Below are 25979 nucleotides of genomic sequence, written 5' to 3' on the forward strand. Positions count from 1 at the left end.
GCTTCCGATGCTTCCGGGTCAGGCGGTGACGGCCTGAGCCGCCTTCAGCGATGCGTGCGTCGGCGCGTCCGGCACGTGTGCCGGACGCTTCGCCGCCAGTTCCTTGCGCAGCACCGGCACGACCTCCTCGCCGAGCAGGTCGAGCTGCTCCAGCACGGTCTTCAGCGGCAGGCCGGCGTGGTCCATCAGGAACAGCTGGCGCTGGTAGTCGCCGAAGTGCTCGCGGAAGGTCAGCGTCTTGTCGATGACCTCCTGCGGGCTGCCGACGGTCAGCGGCGTCTGCTCGGTGAAGTCCTCCAGCGACGGGCCGTGCCCGTACACCGGCGCGTTGTCGAAGTACGGCCGGAACTCGTTCCACGCGTCCTGCGACTTCGGCCGGATGAACGCCTGCCCGCCGAGCCCGACGATGGCCTGGTCGGCCTTGCCGTGCCCGTAGTGCTCGAAACGCTGCCGGTAGAACGCGATCAGCTGCTGGAAGTGCGAGGTCGGCCAGAAGATGTGGTTCGCGAAGAACCCGTCGCCGTAGTAGGCGGCCTGCTCGGCGATCTCCGGGCTGCGGATCGAGCCGTGCCACACGAACGGCGGCACGCCGTCGAGCGGGCGCGGCGTCGAGGTGAAGCCCTGCAGCGGGGTGCGGAACTTGCCCTGCCAGTCGACGACCTCCTCGCGCCAGAGCTGGTGCAGCAGCGCGTAGTTCTCGACGGCCAGCGGGATGCCCTCGCGGATGTCCTTGCCGAACCACGGGTAGACCGGGCCGGTGTTGCCGCGGCCCATCATCAGGTCGAGCCGCCCGTCGGCGAGGTGCTGCAGCATGGCGTAGTCCTCGGCGAGGCGCACCGGGTCGTTGGTGGTGATGAGGGTGGTGGACGTCGAGAGGACGATCTTCTCCGTCCGCGCCGCGATGTTCGACAGCAGCACCGTCGGGTTCGCCGGCGCGGCGAACGGCGGATTGTGGTGCTCTCCGACGGCGAAGACGTCGAGGCCGACCTCTTCGGCCTTGAGCGCGATCCTGACCATCGCCTTGATGCGCTCGTGCTCCGTGGGCGTAACGCCCGTGGTGGGGTCGGTCGTGACGTCGCCCACCGAGAAGATTCCGAACTGCATGACCGCTCCCTAGCCGGTTCGTTCTGTCCTTGCTTGTTGGCACAACTACTCGCGTGGAAGATGTATTCCTCCAGGACTATACCGGTGACCTGGGACACGCTGCCGGACCGCATCCGGGACGCAGCGGCCCGATCCTGTCGGGGGGTGCGGATATCCTGCAGTACGGTGACGGCCCGGGGCCCCTGCTCCGGCCGCCTGTTTGCCCACCGAACAGCTCGCCTCGATCCGGGAGAACGACCTCGTGACCGCTGAGACTCTGTACGGGGCCGATGACCTGACCCACCTCGAGGGACTCGAGGCGGTTCGCAAGCGCCCCGGCATGTACATCGGCTCCACCGACAGCCGAGGCATCAACCACCTCTTCTCCGAGGTCGTCGACAACTCCACCGACGAGGGCGTGGCCGGCCACGCCGCCCGCATCGTCGTCACGCTGCACGGCGACGGCAGCGTCCAGGTGGACGACGACGGCCGCGGCATCCCCACCGGCGTCCACGCCAAATCCGGCCTTTCCGGCGTCGAACTGGTGCTGACCCGGCTGCACGCCGGCGGCAAGTTCGGCGGCTCCGGGTACAAGACGTCCGGCGGCCTGCACGGCGTCGGAGCCTCGGCGGTCAACGCGCTGTCGCACCGCTTCGACGTCACGGTGAAGCAGGACGGCAAGATCCACCAGATGTCGTTCGCGCACGGCGTGCCCGGCGTGTTCGACGGCCCCGGCGCGAAGGCGAAGTTCACCCGCCGCTCCGGGCTCAACCTCGTCGGCAAGATGAAGCGCGGCGAGCGCAGCGGCACGTCGATCCGCTACTGGTACGACGCGCGGTACTTCGAAACCGGCGCGGCGCTCGACGTCGAGGGCGTGCGCGCGAAGCTGCGCAACACCGCGTTCCTCGTGCCCGGCGTCACATACGTGCTGCGCACCACGTTCGAGGACACCATCAACGAAGAGACCTTCCACTTCCCGAACGGGCTGGCGGACATGGTCGACTTCCTCGCCCCGGACAGCGAAAAACCCGTCTGCGGCACGCTGATGATCACCGGGCAGGGCACGTACAAGGAGAACGCGGCGGACGCCAACGGCGTCATGCAGTCCAATGTGGAGCGACACGCCGAGGTCGAGGTCGCGCTGCGCTGGGGAACCGGCTACGAGCGCACCGTCGAATGCTTCACCAACACGATCCGCAACGTGCACGGCGGCACGCACCGGCGCGGGTTCGACCGCGCGGTCACCCGCGCGCTGCAGGACGTGATCGGCAAGACGCGCGGGCTGCTCAAGGCGAAGGAGGACCCGCCGACCACCGAGGACGTGCTGGAGGGCATGACCGCGGTGATCCACGTCCGGCTGCCGGAACCGCAGTTCACGTCGCAGACCAAGGACGAGCTGTCCACCGCGGGCATCACGCGCGTCCTCCAGGGCATCGTGGACAAGCAGGTGCGCGCCTGGACCGAGGACCGGAAAACCAAGTCCGAGGCCAAGATCGTGCTGCAGAAGGTGGTCGACGCGGCGCGCGTGCGGCTCACCCAGAAACAGCAGAAGGACGCCGCCCGGCGCAAGACCGCGCTGGAGGGCGCGGCGATGCCGCCGAAGCTGGTCGACTGCCGCACCACCGGCGTCTCGCGCAGCGAGCTGTTCCTGGTGGAGGGCGACAGCGCCCTCGGCTGCTTTACGGGAGACACACGGGTAGCGCTTGCCTCTGGCACCAGCCGGTCCTTCGCGGAGCTTGCTGAAGACTGGGAAGCAGGCATCACTCACTTCGGCTACACCACGAACAAGGCCGGCCGGGTCGTCCTCGCACCGCTCGTCGAGCCTCGGGTGACCAAGCAAGACGCGGAGCTGGTCCGCGTCACTATCGACAACGGCGAATCCGTGCGCTGCACCCCGGATCATCTCTTCCGGCTGCGGGACGGGTCGTATCGGCGCGCGGACGCCTTGGCTCCCGGCGACTCTCTGATGCCGCTTTACCGATCCGTCTCTTCCACCGCGGGAGGGGACAAGCTCAACGGCTACGAACGCGTCTGGATGAACGACCGGTCGGAGTGGGTGTATACGCACTATCTCGCGGACGCCGACAACCTGCGGCATGGTCGTGACGACGTGGCGAACGGCAACGTCAGGCACCACGTCGACGTGAACAAGCGGAACAACGATCCCCGCAACATCCGCCGGATGACGTGGGAAGACCACGCCGCCCTGCACGCGTCGATGATGGGCGACCACGTCCACGAGGGCTACCGTGCCTGGCTGGCCGAAGGCGGCTTGGAGTTCAAGTCGGCGATGCTGTCGCGCCAGTGGGAGGACCCGGCCTTCCGCACGGCGTGCCTCTCCCGGTTGGCCGCGCTCAACAGCGATCCGGACTTCCGGAAGCGGTTCGAAGAAGGTTTCCAAAACTGGTACGGCGGGCTCAGCGCCGAGGAGAAGACGGCATACGCCGAGCGCCTGCGACAGGTTCAAGCCGAGTACTGGGCACACCCTGAGCATCGAGCGCAGGCGGCGGAACGGGTCCGTGCGTTCTTCGCTGAGCCGGGACGGCGCGAGGAGTGGAGCGAACGGTCCGCCCGACAGTGGCAGGACGAATCGCTCCGGTCCTGGCGCTCGCAGAAGACGATCGAGCAGTTCTCCTGCCCTGGAGAGCGGGAACGGCAGCGAGCCGCGGTCGTCGCCTGGCACGAGGAGCATCCCGAGTTCGGAGAGCAGCACTCCGAGCGCATGAAGAAGCGAATGAGCGACCCGGAGACGGGACACCTTGAGAGGATCCAGGCAGGGCGCGCCGAGTATGTCGCGTCTGTTCCCCGAGCCGAGCGAGTGGCCAAGCAGAACGACGGGCGCCGGAATGCCGCGTTGAAGCGTCTGTCAACAATGCTGTCCTGCTCAGACGCCGAACTAGGCTCCACGTACGACGCACACCGCAAGACCGCAGCGCAGACCGGCTTGCGCTTCGCACGGCTGCTCGCGCATTTCGACGGTGACTACACCCGCCTTCGCGAGGCTGCGAAAAATGCCAACCACAGCGTCGTCAGCGTCGAACCGCTTACCGAGACGGCAGACGTTTACGATCTCACCGTCGAGGGTTACCACAACTTCGCCCTCGAATCCGGTGTGTTCGTCCACAACAGCGCGCGCATGGCGCGAGTGTCGGAGTACCAGGCGCTGCTGCCCTTGCGCGGCAAGATCCTCAACGTGCAGAAGGCGTCTCTCGGCGACACGCTGAAGAACGCCGAGATCGCGTCGATCGTGCAGGTGCTCGGCGCGGGCACCGGCCGCACGTTCGACCTGTCGACGATGCGCTACGGCCGGGTCATCCTGATGGCGGACGCGGACGTCGACGGCTCGCACATCCGCACGCTGCTGATCACACTGTTCGCGAAGTACATGCGCCCGGCGATCGAGGACGGCAGGCTGTACGCCGCCATGCCGCCGCTGCACAAGATCACCACGAAGGGCCGCGGCTCGGAGACCATCTTCACCTTCACCCAGCGCGAGATGGAGCAGAAGGTCGCCGAACTCGAAGCGGCGGGCAAGACGGTCGTCACGCCGGTGCCGCGGTTCAAGGGCCTCGGCGAGATGGACGCCGACGAACTGTGGGAAACCACGATGAACCCGGCGACGCGCTCGGTCCGGCGGATCACGCTCGAGGACGTCGAGGCCGCGGAGCTGGCGCTGGAACTGCTGATGGGCGAAAAGGTCGAGCCGAGGCGCAACTGGCTGGTCGAATCGTCCGACCGCGTCGACCGCGACGCCATCGACGTCTGAGTTTTCCGTTCGTTCCCAAGGAGTTGTGAGCCATGGCTCGCCGTAGCAAGACCCCGGTGACCCGGGTCGACCCGAGCGCGTTCGACTCGCCGGGCGCACAGGTCTTCGACAACCCGCTGAAGACGGAGATCGAAGACTCGTACCTGGAATACGCGTACTCGGTGATCCACTCGCGCGCCCTCCCGGACGCCCGAGACGGCCTGAAGCCGGTGCACCGCCGGATCCTGTTCTCGATGAACGAGAACGGCTACCGCCCGACGCACGCGTACGTGAAGTCGTCGCGCGTGGTCGGCGACTGTTTCGTTCGCGGCGCGCTGGTGTCGACGCCGGACGGCCTCCGGCCGATCGAATCCATCGAGGTCGGCGACCAGGTGCTCGACGGCCGCGGCAACGCGGTGCCGGTCGCCGAGGTCTACGAGAACCCGCCGGACGAACTCGTCCGTGTCACCTGGTCCAACGGCCACACCATGACCGTCACCCCGGGGCAGCGATTCCGGACGGTGGCGGAAGACTCGACCTTGGACTGGACGCCCGCCCGCGACCTGACCGGACGGCTGACCGTCGCCTACGGAAGCAGCCGGCGGGAAAGCCTGCCGCAAGGCGGTGACCGTTACGCCTACCTGCTCGGCTTGATCACGGCCGAAGGATTCGCCGTCGACCGGAATCGCGCCGCGGACGGCCGGGTCCGCATCCACATGTGCGACATCGAGCCGCTCGACGCCGTGCACGAGTGGGCGACGGCCAACGGCGTGCGGGTGTCGCGCGGGACTCGCGCCGCGGCGAAGCCGGGGTGGCGCGACCAGCACATCCTGACCTTCGCCCGGCACGACGGCCTGCTCGCGGCAGGCGAACCGCTCAGCGACGCGAAGCGCGTGCCCGCGGAGGTCCTCGCGGACCGGGCGGCCTGGGCGCCGTACCTCGCCGGCCTCTTCGACGGCGACGGCTACATCCGGAAGAACCACCGGGAGATCGTCTACGTCAGTACGAGCGAAAAGCTCGTCCGGCAGGTCTACTCGATGCTCGCGGACCTCGGCATCCACGGCCATCACTGGAGCAGTCCCAAGCCAGCCGGGCACAAGACGCTGCTGGGTCTGTCCGTGAGCGGATCCGACGCGGCGGTGCTGGCCCGCGTCCTGCTGCCGTGGATCACCATCGGCTACAAGAAGAGCAGTCTCGAAAAGCTCACCGAGATCGCTTACGAGTACGGCGGAAAGCAGGGGACCGACCGGCTGCCCAACAAGGCGGTCATGGCCGAGTTCTCCGCGGCGCACCTCGGCGGAGGCTGGTTCCGCGACACCGAGGGAACCGCGTTCCGGGCGTCGCTGTCGGCGGAGACCGGCGCCGCGGTCCGCTACGGGAAGGACCGGCACGGCACCGCGCTGGCCGACCGCTCCTTCCGGCTTTCCCGGGCGCACCAGGACGGCTGGATCGAGAAACTGCGCCGGATCGGCTCCCCGCTCGCGGACCGGCTCGACGCGCTGAACGGTTTTTCGTTCCTCGAAGTGGTTTCCGTGGAACGGGTCGAACCCGAGGTCACCTACGACATCCAGGTGGGCGCCGAGGAGCACGAATTCGCCGCCGAGGGTTTCGTCGTCCACAACTGCATGGGCAAGTACCACCCGCACGGCGACGTGGCGATCTACGACGCGATGGTCCGGCTGGCGCAGGACTTCTCGTTGAACGCCCCGCTGATCGACGGGCACGGCAACTTCGGCAGCCCAGACGACGGCCCGGCCGCGAGCCGGTACTGCCTGACCGGCGACACCCGGATCCGCCTCGCCGACGGCTCCAGCCCGCGCATCGCCGACGTGGTGAACCTGCCCGCCGATTCCGAGGCCGACGCCGACTTCGAGGTGCTCGACAAGGACGGCAAGGCGGTCCAGGTCGACAAGGTCTTCAACTCCGGCGTGCATCCGACCGTCCAGATCACGACCAAGTCCGGTTTTTCGCTCCGCGGCAGTGAAAACCACCCGGTGCTGTGCCTGGAAGCGCCGATGGGCGTGCCGATCTTCCAGTGGCGGCAGCTCGACGAGGTCAAACCGGGAACCGTCGTCTGCCTCGCCCGCAACGCGTGGACGCAGGTAATCCCGACTGCCCGGGAGTACAATCTCGGCGTCCTGGCCGGAGCCTGGGTTTCCGAGGGCTTCGCCAGCGAGAACCGGGCCGGTTTCAACAACACCGACGCGCATTTCTTCGGCGAGGTCCTGCACGCTTACGACCAGGTGGTCGGAGGCAATCGCTACGTTTCGGAACGCACGACGCGACGAGACCGCAAGCGGATCCACGAAATCGACATCCAGGACTACGCCGGAGCGATGGACTCGTTCCGGGCCAGCCCGCTTGCCGAGTTCATCGGCCACCAGGCCCGGGACAAGGTTGTCCCCGAGTTCGTCTGGAACGCCGGTCCCGGTGTGAAACGCGCGTTCCTGATGGCCGCGTTCGAGGGCGACGGAGGTTGCCGGGTCGCCTACGACGGCTTCACCGTCCAGTACTCAAGCTACAGCGAGCAGCTTGCCGCCCAGCTCCAGGAAATGCTCGCCGAGTTCGGCGTCATCGCCGCTCACCGGCGGTACACCCGGCCCAGCGGTTCGGTCGAGCACCGGCTTGTGGTGTCCGGCCTGCGCAACGTCCGCGCGTTCGCTGAACGTGTCGGTTTCCTGAAGTCGAAGCAGGCGAAGCTGCAGCGGCTCTTGCAGCGGTCTGTCCTGCGCCCGCACCGGCTCAGCTCGGACAAGGTGCCGTTCGTGGCCGATTATGTGCGCGGCGCACTCGACTTCGACCGCCGCGGGAGCGGCCGGACATGGCTCACCCAGCACAACTTCGACCGCATCGAACGGTGGGAAACCGAGCGGCTCCGGATCATCGACCGGATCAAGGACACCGAGATCCTCGCGACGATCCTGCCGATCATGGATTCCGGCTACCGGTTCGAAGAGGTCGTCGAGGCGACCGCCGCCGAGCCCGCCGAGGTCTACTCGGTGCGGGTGACCACCGAGGACCACTCGTTCCTGGCAGGCGGCTTCGTCAACCACAACACCGAAGCCCGGATGTCGAACGAAGCGATGCTGCTCGTCGGCGAACTGGGCGAAGACACCGTCGACTTCCGCCCGAACTACGACGGTTCGCTCGAAGAGCCCTCGGTGCTTCCCGCCGCCTACCCGAACCTGCTGGTCAACGGCACGTCCGGGATCGCGGTCGGCATGGCGACCAACATGATCCCGCACAACCTCGGCGAAGTGATCGGCGCCGCGCGGTGGCTGATCAACCATCCGAACGCCACGCTCGACAAGCTGATGGAGTACGTCCCCGGCCCCGATCTGCCCACCGGCGGCAGCCTGCTGGGCCTCGACGAGGTCCGCAAGGCCTACGAAACCGGCCGCGGCGTGGTGCGCATGCGCGCGAACGTCGAGACCGGCCCGCTGGAGGGCAGCCGCGGCCGGCAGGCCATCACGGTCACCGAGCTGCCGTACGGCGTCGGCCCGGAGAAGGTGATCGAGAAGATCACCGACGAGGTCAACAAGTCCAAGCGGCTCACCGGAATCGCGGACGTCAAGGACCTCACCGACCGCGAGAACGGCACCCGGCTCGTCATCGAGTGCAAGGTGGGCGTCAACCCGCAGGCGCTGCTGGCGGACCTGTACCGCCTCACGCCGCTGGAGCAGTCGTTCGGCATCAACAACCTGGTGCTCGTCGACGGACAGCCGCAGACGCTCGGGTTGAAGGCGCTGCTGGAGGTCTTCCTGCGGCACCGCTACGAGGTCGTCACGCGCCGCACCCGCTACCGCCGCCGCAAGCGCGAAGAGCGCCTGCACCTGGTCGACGGTCTGCTGGTCGCGCTGCTGAACATCGACAAGGTCATCCGGCTGATCCGCGAAAGCGAGAACGCGGCCGCCGCGAAGGACGGCCTGATGACGAAGTTCAAGCTGTCCGAGATCCAGGCGGCCTACATCCTGGACACCCCGCTGCGCCGCCTCACCAAGTACGACCGGCTGGAGCTGGAAAACGAGCAGGAGAAGCTGCGCGCGGAAATCGCCGAGCTGACCACGATCCTCGAGGACGAGTCGGTCCTGAAGAAGCTCGTGTCGACGGAACTGGCGAAGATCGCCAAGGACTTCCCCACCGAACGCCGCACCCGCCTCATCGACGGCGACCTCAAGGAAGTCCTGGCCGCGTCGAAACCGTCCGGCCCGCTGGAAGTCGCCGACGACCCGTGCCAGGTGATCCTGTCGGCCACCGGCCTGGTCGCCCGCACCGCGGCGGAGTCCGAAGAGGCGTCCGAAGTCCGCCGTCGCAACGGCCGCGTAAAACACGACGCGGTATCGGCCGTCGTGCACACCACCGCGCGCGGCCAAGTCCTGCTGGTCACCAGCCGAGGCCGCGCGTTCAAGACGGACGTGCTACCGCTACCAGTGCTCCCAGAACAAGCGGGAACCGTCTCCCTGCGCGGCGGCATGGCAGCAAAAGAACTGGTACCGCTGGAAAAGGGCGAACGCGTCGTAGGCATCGCCCCCCTCGGCGAACAAGCGGGCAGCTCCCCCGGCCTGGCCATCGGCACGCGCGCCGGCGTAGTGAAGGTCTGCGCCCCCGACTGGCCGGTCCGCTCGGACGAATTCGAGATCATCACCCTCAAGCCCGGCGACGAAATCGTCGGCGCGACCTGGCTGACCGACGGAAACGAAACCCTGGCCTTCATCTCGTCCGATTCGTCCCTGCTCCGCTTCGCCGCCAGCCTGATCCGCCCGCAAGGCACCAAGAGCGGCGGCATGGCAGGCGTGAAACTGTCCGCGAACAACACCGCCGTCTTCTTCGGAGCCATCCGCACCGACGACGAAGAACACGGCGAGCCGATGGTCGTGACAGCAACGGGCCAGAGCGTCAAGGTCACGCCCTTCAGCGAATACCCGGCAAAGGGCCGAGCCACCGGCGGCGTCCGAACCCACCGCTTCCTCAAGGGAGAAACCGAAGTCCAGGTCGCCTGGATCGGCCCCCGCCCAGCAGGCGCGAGCCGCACCGGAGACCCAGTAGAACTCCCCGAGGTAGACCTCCGCCGCGACGGCTCAGGCCACGCCCACCCAGGCCCAGAAGTAGTAGGCCACCTCATCGAACGAGGCTAAGACAAACAAAAAGGTTTGCGTGTGCGTGCGATCCAGCATGGATCGCACGCACACCAACCCGAGAACACCCAGCCCCCGCCCTGCACCCCGATACGAAGCCAAAAACACGGCGCGGGGGTGCTTGTCAAGGCATCTTTCCCGCCTTGACAAGCACCCCCGCGCCGTAGTCACAATCGAGCTTCGGGGTGTCCCTCGCAACCACGGCCCCCGAAGGGGGCGTCAGCCCCTCGGCCCCCTCCGCCATCCAGGACCCAGGTACTTGGAAGCTTTAGCCATTCGCAGGTTGGGGCTTAGGCATTCAGGGCTTTGGCGCTTCGAGACTTCACCCTCACCGATCCGACCGCAAAGAAGCCGGATCAAAATCCTCCCACTCCTCCCGATCCACAGTGGACTCAGCAGCAGACGCAGGAGCAGAAGGGGCAAACCGCCTCTCCCCCACCCTCTCCCCCCGCAACCGCTGAAACTCCTCCACCGTCATCCCCGGGTCGTCATCCGCCGCCCGAGCCGGAGCAGCCCGCCCAGACAACGCCTCGACCAGCAACCCCGCCTCCTCCCCCAGCAGCAACCCCACCCGGTTGTAGCAATCCTGCTCAGCCTCGGCCATCGCCACCCGCACCACCTCAAGCACCAAAGCCGAAACCCGAGACGGATCCGCCGACGCCAACGCAGGCGCAAGCCACAACCGCTTCAACGCCCCCCAAGCATCCACGGTCACCTCAACCGACCCATCCAGCGCATGAGCCGACCCCCGAACCTCCCCCATCACCGAGGACACCCGAGCCAGCGCGTCCTCCCGGGAACGCGCCAGCTCGATCAACTCCCGGGTCTTCACAGCACCACCGGCTCTTCGTCATAAAAATCCGGATCGTCCTCGCCCAACGCCGAATACCCCAGCGCCTCCACCGCCTCGGCCCCCAGCACCGGTGCCAGAACCTGATGCATCCGATCCCCAGCCCGCCGCTCCGCCCGCCGGGACAACGCCAAAATCTGCGAGGCCACCGCCTCCGACCCGCCACGCAACGCGGCCCGGGTCAGCGTCAGCCCAGTCAGCAACCCGCCCGGTGCGACCTCGACGGAAACCCCGCCGGCAGCAGCCTTCCCGACCACCGGCCCAGCCCGCTCGAACCGCGCGGCCGCCGCCTCCCCGGTCCGGGAAGCCTCCTCCATCACCCGCGCCACCGCGCGGTCCATGTCGAATTCAGCCACCACTCACCCCGTCGGCCGGTAGAACCCGATGAACTGCTGCCCGGAGTTGGTCGTGCGAATCTTGCTGATCTGCACCGGGTCCCCGGCCTCGACCATCTGCCCGTCGCCGATCACCATCGCGACGTGCCCGGACCACACCACCAGATCCCCCGGCAGCAACTGATCGATCGACGGCACCTCGGCCCCGACCGTCTGCTGCTTGGCCGTCCGCGGCAGCTGCAGCCCGGCGTCCTGATAGGACGTCATCGTCAACCCGCTGCAGTCGAGCCCCTGCCCGCGCGCGGTCCCGCCCCACACGTACGGCACGCCCAGCTGGGACAACGCTGCCCGGACCGCCTTGGCCGCGGTCTCGTTGGGCGCCATCACGGTTTTCCCGCCCGGCAGGTTGATCCCGACACCACTGCCCGGCTGCGGCGGAACCGCGACCGGCAACCGCGGCTTCCCGGCGTACCCGCCGCCGCCTCCGCCACCACCGCTGTCGCCGCCCCCGCCACCGCCGTGGCTGACGTGCGCTCCGTTGTTGTTGAACGCCTGCGGCACCGAAGTCGTCGCGCTGCTCGCCGAGGTCGATTCCGACCCGCCGAGCCGCTGGCCAAGCCCGGTCAGCTTCCCGAGGGTCTCCTCGGTGAACGTGGCCGCCTGCCCGGTCAGCTGCCCGATTTTCGTCTGCAGCTGCAGCAGAATCTGCCGGGCCGCGGCCGCCCGGCTCTCCGGCGGCTGGATCCCGTTGACCGCCGCCAGCGCCTTCATCGAAGACGCGATCTCGCGCAGAATCTGGTCGCGGACCTGGTCATTGCGGATCTCGCCGACGTGCAGCGTCTCCGCCGCCTCCGCGACCGCACGCTCGATTTCCGCGCTTTCGTCGAGCAGGTCCTGGACTTCCTTCTCCAGGTCCTTCGACGTCGCGACCGCCCGCTCCGAGGTCGCCCCGGAGCTGGACTGCGCGAGATTCACCCGCTGGCTGCCCGCGTGCTGGTTGGCCTGGCCGACGGACGTCTGCAGCGCGACATGCCCGTCGCGCGCGCCGGTGATCGCCGACGGATCGTGCTTCAGTTTCGCGGCGAACTGATTGGTGGTGTCCAGTCCATTGCGGACCAGATGATCGACCGGTGCGTTCACGAAAGCCTGCGCATCGCGTCGCCGTGTTCCTGCTCGACTGCGGCGTAGTTGCCCTGCGTGCGCCGAGCGGCCTCGCCGACGTTGTGCCAGCCGCCGCCGAGGGCGTGCATCCGTTCCTGCAGCGCCCGCATTCGCGCGCCGTACGCGCCGGCGAACCCGGATTCGTCGCCGATCGCGGAAAACCCGTCGCCGGACAGCGTCACGTGCGGACCGAGATGTGCTTTCGCCGCGGCGCGCACCTCGTCGCCGAGTGGGTCGACCTGTTTCGCGTAGTTCTCGTACGCGCCGTCGTCGACATGAAAACCGGACACAACCCGCCCCTCCCCTGAGCCCTGCGGCCCAGGTTAGCGGACGGGTTGTGCCCGGACAGGCGAATTGACCGGATCAGGTCAGCCGTTGAGGATCTTCGCCAGCCAATCACCCGAGGCGGGGACGGCCTTTCCGTCGACCGCGACGGTGGGCGTGCCGAAACCGACCTGGCCGCTGCCGAAGTCCTGCTGGAGCTTCGGGTCGCTCTGGATCTGCTGGAACGCCTTCTGCAGCTCCTGGTCGTACGTGCCGGCGTTGACCGTCTGGGCGAACTTCGGGTCGGTGATGCCGAGGTCCTGGCCGAGCTTGACCAGCTGGGCCTTGTCGTACCCGCGGCCGCCTTCCTGCGGCTGGTTCTTGAACAGCGCGTCGTGGAACGCGGTGAACTTCTGCTGGTCGGCGGCGGCGAGCGCGGCGTTCGCCGAGTCGAGCGAGTAGCCCGGCGGGTCCGAATTCTTGTTGAGCAGGATCACCATGTGGTAGCGCACGGTGAGCTGGCCGTCGTTGATCGCCTTCTCCATCCGCGGCCCGAAGTCCTGCTGCAGTTTGGCGCAGTACGGGCACAGGAAGTCGGCGTAGAGGTCGATCGTCTTCGGCGCGCCCGGCTTGCCGACCGACACCACGGCCCCGTCGCGCTTCTCGACCACGCCCTGCCCCAGCGACGGGCTCGCGCCCGGCTGGATCGCGCTGTCCTGCGTGGCGTTCTTGCTCGAGTTGATCCAGAGCACGCCGCCGATCACGAGCGCGGCGACGACCACTACGGCCACCACCACCGCGATGATCTTGTTCCGGTCGCTCCCCGAGCCCCGCGCCTGGGCGACCGACCTCGCGGCCGCCGCCTGCTGACGGCTTTTCCGCGCGTTGCGCGCAGCTCCACCCACTGTTCCTAATTCCCTTCCGCGATGCTCTTGGGGTAGTCGTCCAAGTCCTCGCCGGAGTTCCCGGAGTTCCTGCCCTTGCCCCAGCCGAGCCAGCCGTCGACTGAGAACCACGTGCGCGGCCGTACGAGCAGCCACACCGCGAGCAGGGCGAAGCCGGTGTCCCGCAGGATCTCCTGCGGGTATTCGGTCTGCCCGGCGTTCACGCGCCCGCCGCCGCCGAAGCAGCCGCAGTCGATGCTCAGCCCGCGGGCCCACGACTGCGCGATGCCCGCGACGAGCACGGCCAGCAGCAGCAGCGAAGCGCCCGCGACCCAGCGCGTGGCCAGCCCGGCGAGCAGCAGCAGCCCGAGCACCAGCTCCAGCAGCGGCAGCCCGGTGGCGACCGGGCGCACCAGCGCGTGCGGGAGCACCTCGTAGGCCTGCACGGCGATGTACGTCTGCCCCGGATCGGCGATCTTCAGGCCGCCGGAGACGAGCCACACGGCCGCCAGCCCGAGCCGGGCCAGCGTCCCGATGGTGTCGAGTACAGGTTGGGGCAGTCGGCGCACGCGCTTAGGCTAGCCGTCTGACCTGAGAACCATGTGAGCAGCCAGCCGGCGAAGCGGAGGCACCGATGCGGTTTCGCGCAGTGCTCGCCGCAGTGTTTCTGCTGGTCAGCTGCGTCTCCTGCGGATCGTCGGCGGTGTCGAAGGACGATCCGCTTCCCACCCGGGCGCGTGACGGCAACCACCTGACCATCGGCGTCCGGTTCGACGCGCCGGGTCTTTCGCAGCGCACAGTCGACGGCAGGCTCGCCGGTTTCGACGTCGATGTCGCTACTTTCGTCGCGCGCGAGCTGGGGGTCGATCCCGCCGGGATCACCTGGCACGAGACCACCCCGGCCCGCCGCGAAACCGACCTCACCTCGGGCGCGGTCGACCTGGTGGTGGCCACCTATTCGATCACCGACAAGCGCAAGCAGCGGGTGGGCTTCGCCGGCCCGTACTTCAGCACCGGCCAGGACCTGCTGGTCCGGCTCACGTCGCCGGACATCACCGGGCCGGAAAGCCTCAACGGGCGGCGGCTCTGCTCGGTCACCGGCTCGACGCCCGCGCAGATGGTGAAGGACAAGTTCGCGCAGCGGGTGCAGCTGGTCGAGTACCCGCGATATCCGGACTGCGTCACCGCGCTGCTGGCCAACCAGGTCGACGCGGTCACCACGGACGCGGTGATCCTGGCCGGGTACGCCGCGCAGAATCCGGAGCTGCTGAAGGTGGTCGGCCGTCCGTTTTCCACTGAGCGGTACGGCATTGGCCTGCGCAAGGGCGACACCGAGGGCCAGCACGCCGTAGACGACGCCATCCGGAAGATGGTGTCGACCGGGGCCTGGCTGAAGTCGCTGCAGACGAACATCGGGCCGTCGAACTATCCGTTGCCGAATCCACCGGAGATCACCGAGCAGTGACCGATCTGTCCTCGCTGCCGGACCTGCCCGTCCGCGCGGTGCTGCCGTCCGTGCTGAGCGCGCTCGACGACCACGGCACCGCGGTGCTCGTCGCCCCGCCGGGCACCGGGAAGACCACGCTCGTGCCGCTCGCGCTGAACCGCGGCGAGGGACGCGTCGTGGTCGCCGAACCGCGCCGGCTCGCTGCTCGGGCCGCAGCCGGGCGGATGGCCGCGCTGCTGGGCGAACCGGTCGGCGAGACGGTCGGGTACGCCGTGCGCGGCGACCGGAAGGTGTCCTCGCGGACGCGGATCGAGGTGGTCACGTCGGGGCTGCTGGTGCGGCGCGTGCAGCACGACCCCGAGCTAGCCGGAGTGTCGACGGTCTTGCTGGACGAATGCCACGAGCGCCATCTCGACGCCGATCTGCTGCTCGCCCTGCTCCTCGACGTCCGTGCCGGGTTGCGCGACGACCTGCGGCTGCTCGCGACGTCGGCGACGGTCGCGGCCGGACGGCTGGCCGAACTGCTCGGCGACGCCCCGGTGATCACCGCGCAGGCCCGCACGTATCCGGTCGAGCTGAGCTATCGCGCTCCGGCACGTGGGGAGCGTCCGGAAGCCACAGTGGCGTCGGCAGTCCGGAAAGCACTGTCCGAAGGGGACGGTGATGTGCTCGCATTCCTCCCTGGCGCCGGGGAAATCGCGCGCACGTCGGCGTTGCTGAGTTCACTGGACGCTGATGTGCTGCCGCTGCACGGACGACTGTCCGCCGCTCGGCAAGACGAAGCGTTGCGGCCACGGGATCGTCGCCGGGTGGTGCTGGCGACCGCCGTCGCTGAGTCGAGCCTGACCGTGCCCGGCGTCCGCGCGGTCGTGGATTCGGGCCTCGCGCGGGCGCCCCGGGTGGACCATCGACGTGGCCTCGCCGGGCTCGCGACCGTCCGGGTTTCGGCTGCGGTCGCTGAACAACGCGCTGGCCGTGCTGGCCGCGAAGCACCTGGTCGCGCCTACCGCTGCTGGCCGGAGCACGAACAGGCGACGCTGCCCGCGTACCCGGAGCCGGAAATCCGCACCGCCGAACTGGCGCGGTTCGCCTTGGAACTCGCCTGTTGGTCCACTCCGGACGGAACCGGGCTCGCCTGGTGGGATCCGCCCGGCGAAGGCGCGCTCGCCGCCGCGCGAAGCCTGCTCGTGACGCTCGGCGCGACCACCGCGGATGGCGCGGTCACGCCACGCGGCCAGAAGATGGCTGACCTCGGCTTACATCCTCGGCTGGCGCGCGCGTTGCTGGACGGTGCGGAGGCCGTCGGGGCCCGCGCGGCCGCGGAAGTGGTCGCGCTGCTGGACTCCGGCGCGACGCTCACCGATGTCGAAGCCGAACTGCGCCGGCTCCGTTCCGCCCACGACGACGCGGCCCGCCGCTGGCAGCGGGAAGCGAAACGATTGGCAGCCTTGGTCAATTCGCCGTCGAAAGGTTCTCCAGACGCCGCGTTGGTCGTCGCTCTCGCACATCCGGAACGCTTGGCGCGACGCCGCGCCGGCTCGGCTCCGGTGTACCTGATGGCTGGCGGCACCGCGGCCGAACTGCCCCACGGCAGCGGTTTGGGCGACGCCGAATGGCTGGCCGTCGCCGAAGCCACCCGCGACCCAGGCCGGGTGCACGGCACCATCCGGCTTGCCGCGACCGCCGACGAAGCACTGGCGACGCGCGCCGCGCCAACTCTCGTGTCCGAAGTGGACGAAGTGCATTGGGACGGCGATGTCGTCGCCCGGCACGTCCGGCGGTTAGGCGCGATCGTGTTGTCGGAAAAGCCTTTACACAAACCGGATCCGCAGCTCGTACACGACGCCGTGGTCGCTGGTCTCCGCGCCGAAGGCCTCGGTTTGCTGCGCTGGAGCCAAGACGGCACCCGGCTCCGCGAACGCCTCGCTTTCCTGCACCGCGTACTCGGCGAGCCGTGGCCGTCGATGACCGACGAGACCCTGCTGTCCGATGTGGACACTTGGCTGGACCTCTCGCGGGTGCGCCGCCGCGCCGAACTGGCGAACGTCGACGCCGGAACCGCCCTGCGCGGCCTGCTCCCCTGGCCCGAGGCCGCGCGGCTCGACGAACTCGCCCCGGACCGGCTGGAAGTGCCGTCCGGTTCGCACTACCGCGTGGACTATCGCGGCGACCAGCCGGTGCTCGCCGTGAAGCTGCAGGAGACGTTCGGCTGGACGGCGACGCCGTCGCTCGCCGACGGGCGCGCGCCGGTGGTGCTGCACCTGCTCTCCCCCGCCGGCCGCCCGGCCGCGGTCACCGCCGATCTCGAATCCTTCTGGCGCACCGGATATCCCGCCGTCCGCGCCGACCTGCGCGGCCGCTACCCGAAACACCCGTGGCCGGAGGACCCCGCCACCGCGAAGCCCACCCGGCACACCACCCGCAGGTCGCGCTCGTGAGTGGCAATCCCGGTTAGAACCGGGATTGCCACTCACGACCCCTGTCTAAAGTCGGGGTCGGTCGCAGACGGTCGGCTGATGTCCGCGGTGCCCGCGCGGGCGCACACTTCGCCCTATGATCACGTTTCGCGGATTGACGAAGCGCTACGGCCAGAAAACGGTGGTCAGCGGCCTCACCTCGGTCATCGAGCCAGGCACGGTGACCGGGTTCCTCGGCCCGAACGGCGCGGGCAAGTCGACCACCATGCGGATGACCGTCGGCCTCGACCGGCCCGACTCGGGCGACGCCCTGATCCGCGGCAAACCCTATGCGGAACTGCGGTTTCCGCTACGTGAAGTCGGCGCGCTGCTGGATGCGAAAGCCATGCATCCCGGACGCAGCGCGGGCAAACACCTGCTCGCGATGGCGCGCAGCAACGGAATCGCCGCGAGCCGGGTCGAGGAGGTGCTGGCGACGGTCGGGCTGAGCGACGTCGCGGGCAAGCGCGCCGGGACGTTCTCGCTCGGCATGAGCCAGCGGCTCGGCATCGCCGGCGCGCTGCTCGGCGACCCGGGCGTGCTGATGTTCGACGAGCCGGTCAACGGCCTCGACCCGGACGGCGTGCGCTGGGTGCGCCAGCTGATGCGCTCGCTCGCCGCCGAGGGGCGCACGGTGTTCGTGTCCAGCCATCTGATGAGCGAGATGCAGCTGACCGCGGACCGCCTGCTGGTCATCGGCAAGGGCGCGATCCTCGCCGACGCCGCCATCGGCGACTTCATCGCGGGCAACTCGCGAAGGTCGGTCGCGGTGCGCGTGCCGGATCCGGCCGAGCGCGCGAAACTCGCCGACTGGCTCCGGGGGAACGGCCGCTCGGCGCTGCCCGGGGAGGACGGCGAACTGCTCGTCGACGAGATGAGCGTGGCCGAGGTCGGGGATCTGGCTTATGAACTGGGCATTCGCTTGCACGGCCTGGAGGAGCGGACCGCGTCGCTCGAGCAGGCGTACATGGAACTGACTGCCGGATCGGTGGAATACGGGGTGACGGCATGACGAAGCTGGCGATTTCCGCGGAATGGACCAAATTCTGGTCGGTGCGGGCGACGTGGCTGTCGTTGATCGGCGGCGTGCTGTTGATGGCGTTCTACTCCGTGGTGTCGGGGATTTCCCAGCACGTCGGTGATGACCGGCAGCAGTCGGCGCACGGTATTGTCAATGCCGGGGCGATTTATCTGGTCGAGTTCTGCGTGCTCGCGGTGGCGACGTTGTTCGTGACTAGCGAGTACACGAGTGGGTCGATTCGGTCTACCTTGCAGTGGGTTCCGGTTCGGGGCCGGGTTACCGTGGCTAAGGCTGCGGTGCTGGTGCCGGTGTTGTTTGTTTATGGCGTGGTTGTCTCGGTGGTCGGTATTGGTGTCGCGTCGGTGATGATGCGTGGGGCTGGGGGTTCCACGTCTCTGTCGCAGGGGGCGATCACTGCGCTCGGGATGGGGGCGTACTTCGCGCTGCTCGGGGTGCTTTGCCTTGGGGTCTCGTTCGTGCTGCGCAGTGCGGCTGGGACGTTGGTGGTGGTGATCGTGCTGCTGCTGCCGTTGCCGATGTTGATGTCGTCTTATGTGTTTCCGGAGGCGATGAATTACTTTCCGGCGTTTGCCGGGATTAATGCGATGGTGCCGCCGGGGGATGTCAATCCGTTGTTCGGGAGCTTGCCGCCGTATGGGCCTTGGGTGGGGGTGTTGGTGTGTCTTGTCTGGGCGGTTGTCGGGCTGGGGGCCGGGACTGCGTTGTTGAATCGGCGTGATGCCTGAGGGGCGAGTGGTTGCGTGGGGCACCCCGAAGCCTGAGTGTGACGACGGTCTGGGGTGGCTTGTCAAGGCGGGAAAGATGCCTTGACAAGCCACCCCAGACCGCGTTTTGGCTTCGTATCGGGGTGCGGGGGTGGGTCTGGGTGCCTCGCTGCTTCGGGTGCATCGGCGGCGGTTGGTGGCGGGGCGGGGCGGTCCGTGAGGGACTCCTTGAGGGAATCTAAGTCCGTGAAGGGGCCCCTCACAGACCGACCCCGGGCCGGACTGGGCTCGCCGAACGGCCGTGAGGGGAACCCTGAGGGAATCAGAGTCCGTGAAGGTGGCCCTCACGGAACGGCGCGGCCGCACCGGTCAGGCGTGCGGCAATCCCAGTCCGGCCAGCACCGCGCGAGCCCCAGCGACCAAGTCGGCTTCAGTCGGCGGGTTCAGGGAGCCCGTGCCCGCGAGTGCGTCGAAGATCGACCCGTCCAGCCAGCCGATGAGCACCCGGGTGTGGTCCTCCGGCGTGGGGGAACCGGCCGCGGCAAGGACCTCCGCGCATCGGCGGCGCAGTTCCAGCCCGCCGGAGTCGTACCGGGCCCGCAGTTCCGGCCGTCTGGTCGATTCGAGGGCGAACTCGTACCGCGCCAGCATCCGGGTCCGTCCGGCGGTGATCGACCGGTACACCATCGCGCCGAGAAATTCCGCCAACCGCGAGGTCGGCGGCGCGATCTCGGCCTGGTCCAGCGCGATCATCCGGTCCGCGGCCAGCGCCAGCAGCGCCGCGCGGGTGCGTGCGTAGTACGACGTCGAGCCGGGTGGCAAGCCGGCTGCCCGGTCGACCGCGCGGTGAGTCAGGCCGCGCATGCCTTCGGCCGCGATCACCTCGACGGCCGCGTCGCCGATCACAGCTATCCGCTCCACACCCAGGACACTACAGGTGTAGAGTCCTCTACAGAAGTAGAGGAGGCGCACGATGACTCAGCGGCACGCGGTCGTGGTCGGCGGCGGCATCGGCGGGCTGGGTGCGGCGATCGGGCTGCGCAAGGTCGGCTGGCAGGTCACGGTGCTGGAGCGGGCACCCGAGTTCACCGCGATCGGTGCGGGGATCTCGTTGTGGCCCAACGCGCAGCGGGCGCTGGGGGAACTCGGTGTCGCGCCTCGGATCGCGGCGCGGCGCGGCGGTGGGCTGGTCGACTGGCGCGGGCGGCGGCTGGCCAGCTGGGACGCGGACCTCTTCGTGCGCAGTCACGGCCTCCCGCTGGGGGCGATTCACCGGGCGAGCCTGATCGAAACGCTGCGGTCGGCATTGCCGGGCGAATGCCTGAAGACCGGGGTCGACGTGACGAGCGTCGAGCAGAACGGCGTGGTGCATCACAGTTCCGGCGCGATCGAAGCCGACCTGGTCGTGGCCGCCGACGGCATCAACAGTCCGATCCGGCAGGCGCTCTTTCCGTCCGCGCGAGTGGCCTACAGCGGCGGCGCGGCGTTCCGCGGGGTCGCCAAACTGCCATTGAAACCCACCTTGAGCACCACGTGGGCGGCGGGAATCGAGATCGGTGTCCTGCCGCTGCTGGACGACGAGGTGTACTGGTGGATCTCCGAAGCGCGCCCGGCCGGAGTCCGGCACGATGACATCCGCGCGTATCTGAGCACGAAATACCGCGGCTGGCACGAGCCGATCCCGCAACTCATCGACGCCACAACGGAAATCCTGCTGCACGACACCCATCACCTGGCGACCCCGCTGCCCAGCTTCACTCGCGGCCGCATCGCGCTCCTCGGGGACGCAGCGCATGCGATGCCGCCGTTTCTGGGGCAAGGCGGTTGCCAGGCGCTGGAGGACGCGGTGGTGCTGGCTTCCCACGCGAACGAGTCCACAGTGGAGGAAGCGCTCCGTCGCTATGACGCGGAACGCCGTCCACGAACGCAAAAAGTCGCGCGATCGTCCATTCAGGCCGGTGCCAGCGGACCGCTTCTCCGAAACCCAGCCGCGGTCGCGCTCAGGGCGGCGTTTACCCGGCTGCTGCCAGCAAAGGTCACCACCCAGGTAGGTGCCAGTATCAGCCGTTGGAAACCGCCGAAGCTCACACCAGCCCCGCCTCGAAAGCCGTAATCGCCGCCTGCACCCGGTTCCGCACGTCCAGCCGGGTCAGGATCGTGCTCACGTGCGCCTTCACCGTGCCCTCGACGACGAACATCCGCGCCGCGATGTCCGCATTGGACAGTCCTTCGGCCAGCAGCACCAGCACTTCCCGTTCCCGGTTGGTCAAGACGCCGACCCGCTCGCGGGCGGTCGCGGCGCGGCTGAACCGGTTGCCGGACAACCGCGTGATCACCCGATGCGCGACCTTCGGCGACAGGAAGGCCGCGCCGTCCGCCACCGCGTGCACCCCGGCCAGCAGTTCGCGCGGGTCGCCCGCCTTGAGGAGAAAACCGCTCGCGCCGAGACCGAGCGCACGTTCGATGTACGCGTCTTCCCCGAACGTCGTCAGCATCAGCACGCCGGTGTCCGGCAGCAGTTTGCGGATCTCCTCGGCCGCAGCCAGGCCGTCCAAGCCGGGCATGCGGATGTCCAGCAGCACGACGTCCGGCCGGTTCGCCCGTGCCAGCTCGATCGCCGCGCGTCCGTCCGCGGCTTCGGCCACCACCTCGATTTCCTTGTCCGAAGCCAGAATCGCGGCCACCCCGGCGCGGATCATCGCTTCGTCGTCGGCCAGCAGCACCCGGATCACGGTTCGTCCTCACTGTAAAGGTCTTTGCTCGCCACCTGACCGTCCACAAAGCACAGCCGGTAGACCGCGTGGTTGAAGTTGAGCCAGCTCCGGCCGGCTCCGTAGTACTCGCAGGTGCTCCGGCTCGGCTGCGGCGGCACGTTGATCGCCGGCAGCGTCGTGCGCTGGCGCGAGGGCAGCATCGGTTCGACCGCCGAATGCGGCATGCCGATCTGGATCCGCGCGTACGACTCCGGCGGCAGCTCCGACGCCGACCACTGCGCCAGGAACGCCACCCCGGCACCGCCGATGATCACCCCGAACAGCCCCAGCGGCACCACGATCGCCTGCACCAGGCTCGACCGGACGGCGCGACGGGCGCGTTCCAGTTCGCGCGCGGCCTGCCCGATCATCTCGTCGTCCTGCTCGGGTGCGGGCGCCGCGTCGTGCGGCAGCCGCGCCGCCACCTCGAATCCGCCGTCCGACGGGCCCGCCGTCAGGCTTCCGCCGACCAGCCGCACGCGCTCCTGCAGCCCGATCAACCCCCGCTGCCCGGACCGGCCAGGCAACGGTCCGGCCGGCGGCGGCGCGTTCCGGACCTGGACGTCAGTCGCCTCATCAGTGCTGGTGACTACTACCGTGACGGCCGCGCCGGGGGCGTACTTCGCCGCGTTCGTGAGCCCTTCCTGCACCACGCGGTAGACCGCCCGCGCGACCATCGGCGGCGCGTTGTCGAGGCTGCCGACCCGGGCGCCGATCTCGATCCCCGACGCACGCGCGCGGTCGATCAGCTCCCCCAGATCGCCCTGCACCGGCTCGACCGGCGCGGCGTCCTCGCGCAGCACGCCGATGATCTCGCGCAGCCGTTCCGTCGCCGTCGCCGCGCCGGCCCGGAGCTGTCCGGCGGCCTCGCGCTGCTCGTCGCCGAGCCCGCTGTCGACCTCCAGCGCCGCCGCCCGCACCGCGATCAGGCTCAGCTCGTGACCGAGCGAATCGTGCATGTCGCTGGCGATCCGGGCGCGTTCCCGCAGCCGCGCCTCCTGCGCGACCAGCCGGTGCCTGCTCTCCATCTCCTCGGCGCGCCGCCATCCGTCCTGCGCGAGTTCGCGCCGCAGCCGCACGTGCCGCCCGAGCAGGCACGGCGCGACCCCGGCGAAGGCGAGCGTGCCGAGCACCGCGCCCCACGCGTCGAATCCCGACGTCGGCAGGAGCGCGAGCGGGATCCCGGCCACCGCGATGGCGAAAAAGCTGATCATCGCCACGCGCGCCCTGGCGAGCCGCAGCCCGGCCAGGTACGAGATCACGACGATCAGGAAGAACTCCCACACCGCGACCCGGCCGCCCCAGCCGAACGCGATGACGATCGCCGTCGCCATCGCCACCACCAGCGCGACCGCCGGGTACACGCGGGCGGTCGCCATCGCCACCGTGACCGACGCCAGTCCATAGGCGAGTTCCCAGGCGTTCGGGCTGTTCGGCGCGTCGAGCAGGACAAACCCGCACAACGCGGCCCACAGCAGCACGTCGAACGCCACGCGCCACCGAACCCGCGTCGCCTCCTTCATGCCGCTGACGCTACAAGGGCCGCCCGATTCGTCACCACTGCCGAAAGTCAAGGTCGAGATCGTGAGGCATGATGGGTCACCATGGCTGAACGCACCCTGGCCGACCAGCTCGGCGCTCCGCTGCCGGACGGCATCGAGACCCTGCCTGAGCAGCACAAACAGGATCTCTCCTCGGCATTGCGGGACGCCCGGCACCGGCAAGCGCAGGCGCTGGCCCGCGCGGGTGAGGAAAGCCTGAAGTACGTGCCCGCCCTGCTGCGCGGCGCGGTGCGGAAAGCGGTCGGCCTGTGAACCCGGAAATCCTCAAGCTCGCCCGGGTGCTCGACGTCGACCCCGCCCGGCTCGACTACCTCGCCGACGTCGACCAGGGCGAGGTGCGGCTGCTTCGCGAGCAGATGACGACCACGCTGTTCGACGCGAACCTGGTCGTACTGGAGCGGATGGCGCTGGCGAGCAAGCTCCTGCCGGCGGCGGTGACCGCGAAGATCGCCGAGAAGGTGTTCGGTCCGCTGCTGTGCGCGCGGATCGCCGGGCTGGTCGACGTGTCGCGCGGCGTCGATGTCGCCAAGCGGTTGTCGCCGAAGTTCCTCGCCTCAGTCGCCGCGGAGCTGGATCCGCGGCGCGCGACGTCGATCATCACGCGAATCCCGGTCACGACGGTCGTGGCGGTCGCCGAGGAACTGACCCGCCGCGAGGACTGGATCACACTGGGCCGGTTCGTCGGCCACCTGCCGGACGAGACGGTGCGCCGGTGCATAGGCCTGCTGGACGACGCCGGTCTCCTGCGCACCGCGTACGTCCTGGACGACCGGAGCCGGATCGACCACGTGCTCGCGTTGCTCGGCGAAACCCGGCTGCCCTCGCTGGTCCGGACCGCCGCGGCGGACGAATCGCTGTGGGAACCGGCGCTGGACGTGCTGGCCCACCTGAACGAAACTCGCCGGGCCACGGTGCGACCGCTGCTCGACGAGCTTCCGGAAGAACTGCGGGCCCGCGCGGAGGCGGCCCTCGCCTAGGCCACGATCAGGTAGATCCCGTACCCGATCACGGCCGCGCAGATCGTGAAGCACACGACCGCGCCGGTCAGCTGAACCGTGCCGCTGCCGCCGTGCGCCCGCGCTGTCACGCGTTCGGACAGCCCGCGCACCCCGTACGCGAACAGCCCGGTCAGCACGACCACCGCGGCCAGCGCCACCACGAAAACGATGCCGAGAGCACCCCAGTTGATCGCCATGTCGTGCTCCTTCAGGCCGCGACCGGAGCGGGGTCCGGCTCGTTGTTGACGGTGGCCGGCGTGACCGGGTTGCGCCGCGACGCGAGCCAGATGCCCAGCGCGAGCAGCACGCCGACGCCGCCGACAAGGACCGTTCCCCAGCTGCCGCGCGTGGAAACCGCGGCGGCGATGGCGCCGACGATCGCGGCGGCGGGCAGCGTGAGCGCCCAGGCGATCACCATCTTGCCCGCGACGGCCCAGCGCACCTCGGCGAGCTTCCGGCCGAGCCCGGAGCCGATGATGCCGCCCGAGGTGACGTGCGTGGTCGACAGCGCGAAGCCGAGGTGCGACGAGGCCAGGATGACCGCGGCGGAACTCGTTTCGGCGGCAAAGCCTTGCGGCGTCTGGATTTCGGTGAGCTTCTTGCCCATCGTCTGGATGATCCGCCAGCCGCCGAAGTAGGTGCCGAGCGCGATCGCCGCGCCGGAGGCGAGGATGACCCAGACCGGCGGGTTCGACCCGGGCGCGAGCGAGCCTCCCGCGATCAGCGCCAGCGTGATGACACCCATGGTTTTCTGCGCGTCGTTGGTGCCGTGCGCGAGCGAAACCAGGCTGGCCGAAAGCACCTGGCCGGTTTTAAAGCCCTTGCCGACGACGTCTTGGCGGGACCTGGCGGTGATCCGGTAGACGAGGAACGTGCCGACGATCGCGACGATGCCCGCCACCACCGGCGACGCGACCGCCGGGATCAGCACCTTTTCGACGACCTTCGCGAAATGCACGGCGTCCGCGCCGGACGCGATCCAGGTCGCCCCGATCAGCCCGCCGAACAACGCGTGCGACGAACTCGACGGCAGCCCGACCAGCCACGTGACGAGATTCCAGACGATGGCCCCGACCAACCCGGCGAAAATCACCACCGGAGTGACCTTGGCGTCGTCGACGATTCCGCCGGAAATGGTCTTCGCGACCTCGATCGAAAGAAACGCGCCGACGAGATTCAGAATCGCCGAGATCGCGACCGCGACCCGGGGCTTCAGCGCGCCGGTGGCGATAGAGGTGGCCATGGCGTTGGCCGTGTCGTGGAACCCGTTGGTGAAGTCGAAGGCCAGCGCCGCGACGATCACCACCAGGACGATGAGAGAAAAGTCCATGCCCGCTCTCCAGTCCGGAGTGTCCTGCGGGAGTGACGGTACCGACGCGCGCGGGGTCTCCAGATCCCTCAACGAGTGGCCAGTAGTTGAACTCTGAATGAACGGGATCTTGCCGCCGCCGCTGGTTTTCCGCCGTTCACCTGCTGGTCCTTGGTGATCGTTTCCCGAGCGGTCCACGGCCGCGCCCAGGAGCGGGCGCGGGGGCAGGAACTCTGCCCCCACGCACTTCG

Annotated in this window: 19 protein-coding genes and 7 pseudogenes; 14 read left to right on the forward strand and 12 right to left on the reverse strand. The window is 68.9% G+C overall.

What is annotated here, in order from left to right; genetic code table 11:
* Window positions 1-18: 18 nt before the first annotated feature.
* The gene (locus tag ACFSVL_RS11285; RefSeq protein WP_378303203.1) at window positions 19-1104 is read right to left on the reverse strand and encodes an LLM class flavin-dependent oxidoreductase; all 1086 of its coding nucleotides are present in this window, start codon (window positions 1102-1104) and stop codon (window positions 19-21) included.
* 241 nt (window positions 1105-1345) lie between these two features.
* Here ACFSVL_RS11285 and ACFSVL_RS11290 point away from each other — a divergent pair.
* The 7 pseudogenes from ACFSVL_RS11290 to ACFSVL_RS11315 all read left to right on the forward strand — a co-directional run.
* Window positions 1346-2758: pseudogene (locus ACFSVL_RS11290) on the forward strand (ATP-binding protein); the annotation flags it as partial.
* A pseudogene (locus tag ACFSVL_RS11295) lies at window positions 2735-4204 on the forward strand (ATP-binding protein); the annotation flags it as partial. The pseudogenes ACFSVL_RS11290 and ACFSVL_RS11295, both read left to right, overlap by 24 nt.
* Before the next feature lie 6 nt (window positions 4205-4210).
* Window positions 4211-4849 (forward strand): annotated as a pseudogene (locus ACFSVL_RS11300) (toprim domain-containing protein); the annotation flags it as partial.
* A gap of 32 nt (window positions 4850-4881) precedes the next feature.
* A pseudogene (locus ACFSVL_RS11305) lies at window positions 4882-6036 on the forward strand (LAGLIDADG family homing endonuclease); the annotation flags it as partial.
* 192 nt (window positions 6037-6228) lie between these two features.
* A pseudogene (locus ACFSVL_RS46625) lies at window positions 6229-6816 on the forward strand (DNA gyrase subunit A); the annotation flags it as partial.
* Window positions 6817-7272: 456 nt separating this feature from the next.
* Window positions 7273-7491: pseudogene (locus ACFSVL_RS46630) on the forward strand (LAGLIDADG family homing endonuclease); the annotation flags it as partial.
* 390 nt (window positions 7492-7881) lie between these two features.
* Window positions 7882-9963, forward strand: a pseudogene (locus tag ACFSVL_RS11315) (DNA gyrase subunit A); the annotation flags it as partial.
* A gap of 328 nt (window positions 9964-10291) precedes the next feature.
* Here the strand turns inward: ACFSVL_RS11315 and ACFSVL_RS11320 are convergent.
* The 6 genes from ACFSVL_RS11320 to ACFSVL_RS11345 all read right to left on the reverse strand — a co-directional run bounded on the left by ACFSVL_RS11320 (window position 10292) and on the right by ACFSVL_RS11345 (window position 13993).
* A complete protein-coding gene (locus tag ACFSVL_RS11320) occupies window positions 10292-10795 on the reverse strand; it encodes a YbaB/EbfC family nucleoid-associated protein (RefSeq protein ID WP_378303205.1) in 504 nt (167 codons plus the stop codon).
* The gene (locus ACFSVL_RS11325; RefSeq protein ID WP_378303207.1) at window positions 10792-11172 is read right to left on the reverse strand and encodes a YbaB/EbfC family DNA-binding protein; all 381 of its coding nucleotides are present in this window, start codon (window positions 11170-11172) and stop codon (window positions 10792-10794) included. The genes ACFSVL_RS11320 and ACFSVL_RS11325 overlap by 4 nt, the downstream gene beginning before the upstream one ends.
* Complete coding sequence (locus ACFSVL_RS11330) at window positions 11173-12288, reverse strand: C40 family peptidase (protein ID WP_378303209.1); 1116 nt, start codon at window positions 12286-12288, stop codon at window positions 11173-11175.
* Window positions 12285-12599 carry a hypothetical protein gene (locus tag ACFSVL_RS11335; protein WP_378303211.1) on the reverse strand — a complete coding sequence of 105 codons (315 nt, stop codon included), beginning with the start codon at window positions 12597-12599 and terminating at the stop codon, window positions 12285-12287. Before ACFSVL_RS11335 ends, ACFSVL_RS11330 begins: the two co-directional genes overlap by 4 nt.
* Window positions 12600-12677: 78 nt before the next feature.
* Complete coding sequence (locus ACFSVL_RS11340) at window positions 12678-13478, reverse strand: DsbA family protein (RefSeq protein ID WP_378303213.1); 801 nt, start codon at window positions 13476-13478, stop codon at window positions 12678-12680.
* A 5-nt stretch (window positions 13479-13483) separates the two neighbouring features.
* A complete protein-coding gene (locus ACFSVL_RS11345; RefSeq protein ID WP_378303401.1) occupies window positions 13484-13993 on the reverse strand; it encodes a MauE/DoxX family redox-associated membrane protein in 510 nt (169 codons plus the stop codon).
* A gap of 98 nt (window positions 13994-14091) precedes the next feature.
* On the opposite strand from ACFSVL_RS11345, the gene ACFSVL_RS11350 reads away from it, so the two are divergent.
* The 4 genes from ACFSVL_RS11350 (at window position 14092) to ACFSVL_RS11365 (ending at window position 19127) form a co-directional block, all read left to right on the forward strand.
* Window positions 14092-14922, forward strand: coding sequence for a glutamate ABC transporter substrate-binding protein (locus ACFSVL_RS11350; RefSeq protein WP_378303215.1), 831 nt, complete (start codon window positions 14092-14094; stop codon window positions 14920-14922).
* Entirely contained in the window at window positions 14919-17342 is a 2424-nt protein-coding gene (gene hrpB / locus ACFSVL_RS11355; RefSeq protein WP_378303216.1) for an ATP-dependent helicase HrpB, read from the forward strand. The genes ACFSVL_RS11350 and hrpB overlap by 4 nt, the downstream gene beginning before the upstream one ends.
* A gap of 115 nt (window positions 17343-17457) precedes the next feature.
* Entirely contained in the window at window positions 17458-18372 is a 915-nt protein-coding gene (locus ACFSVL_RS11360) for an ATP-binding cassette domain-containing protein (protein WP_378303218.1), read from the forward strand.
* Complete coding sequence (locus tag ACFSVL_RS11365) at window positions 18369-19127, forward strand: ABC transporter permease (protein ID WP_378303220.1); 759 nt, start codon at window positions 18369-18371, stop codon at window positions 19125-19127. Before ACFSVL_RS11360 ends, ACFSVL_RS11365 begins: the two co-directional genes overlap by 4 nt.
* Window positions 19128-19475: 348 nt before the next feature.
* On the opposite strand, the gene ACFSVL_RS11370 is transcribed toward ACFSVL_RS11365, so the two are convergent.
* Window positions 19476-19970, reverse strand: coding sequence for a TetR/AcrR family transcriptional regulator (locus ACFSVL_RS11370; RefSeq protein ID WP_378303403.1), 495 nt, complete (start codon window positions 19968-19970; stop codon window positions 19476-19478).
* Between the two features lie 109 nt (window positions 19971-20079).
* Here ACFSVL_RS11370 and ACFSVL_RS11375 point away from each other — a divergent pair, with 109 nt between their 5' ends.
* Complete coding sequence (locus ACFSVL_RS11375; RefSeq protein WP_378303222.1) at window positions 20080-21219, forward strand: FAD-dependent monooxygenase; 1140 nt, start codon at window positions 20080-20082, stop codon at window positions 21217-21219.
* Here the strand turns inward: ACFSVL_RS11375 and ACFSVL_RS11380 are convergent.
* Both ACFSVL_RS11380 and ACFSVL_RS11385 read right to left on the reverse strand, forming a co-directional pair.
* A complete protein-coding gene (locus ACFSVL_RS11380) occupies window positions 21191-21838 on the reverse strand; it encodes a response regulator (RefSeq protein ID WP_378303224.1) in 648 nt (215 codons plus the stop codon). The genes ACFSVL_RS11375 and ACFSVL_RS11380 overlap by 29 nt on opposite strands.
* The gene (locus ACFSVL_RS11385) at window positions 21835-23382 is read right to left on the reverse strand and encodes a sensor histidine kinase (protein WP_378303226.1); all 1548 of its coding nucleotides are present in this window, start codon (window positions 23380-23382) and stop codon (window positions 21835-21837) included. The genes ACFSVL_RS11380 and ACFSVL_RS11385 overlap by 4 nt, the downstream gene beginning before the upstream one ends.
* Before the next feature lie 81 nt (window positions 23383-23463).
* On the opposite strand from ACFSVL_RS11385, the gene ACFSVL_RS11390 reads away from it, so the two are divergent.
* A complete protein-coding gene (locus ACFSVL_RS11390) occupies window positions 23464-23673 on the forward strand; it encodes a hypothetical protein (protein WP_378303228.1) in 210 nt (69 codons plus the stop codon).
* Window positions 23670-24398: a hypothetical protein gene (locus ACFSVL_RS11395; RefSeq protein ID WP_378303230.1), complete on the forward strand. Its 729-nt coding sequence runs from the start codon at window positions 23670-23672 to the stop codon at window positions 24396-24398. The genes ACFSVL_RS11390 and ACFSVL_RS11395 overlap by 4 nt, the downstream gene beginning before the upstream one ends.
* Here ACFSVL_RS11395 and ACFSVL_RS11400 read toward each other — a convergent pair.
* Both ACFSVL_RS11400 and ACFSVL_RS11405 read right to left on the reverse strand, forming a co-directional pair.
* Complete coding sequence (locus ACFSVL_RS11400; RefSeq protein WP_378303232.1) at window positions 24395-24616, reverse strand: hypothetical protein; 222 nt, start codon at window positions 24614-24616, stop codon at window positions 24395-24397. The genes ACFSVL_RS11395 and ACFSVL_RS11400 overlap by 4 nt on opposite strands.
* Window positions 24617-24627: 11 nt before the next feature.
* Complete coding sequence (locus ACFSVL_RS11405) at window positions 24628-25749, reverse strand: inorganic phosphate transporter (protein WP_378303233.1); 1122 nt, start codon at window positions 25747-25749, stop codon at window positions 24628-24630.
* Window positions 25750-25979 lie beyond the last annotated feature (230 nt).

The organism is Amycolatopsis silviterrae, from assembly GCF_042684085.1.
In the GTDB taxonomy this organism is placed as follows: Bacteria; Actinomycetota; Actinomycetes; order Mycobacteriales; family Pseudonocardiaceae; genus Amycolatopsis; species Amycolatopsis silviterrae.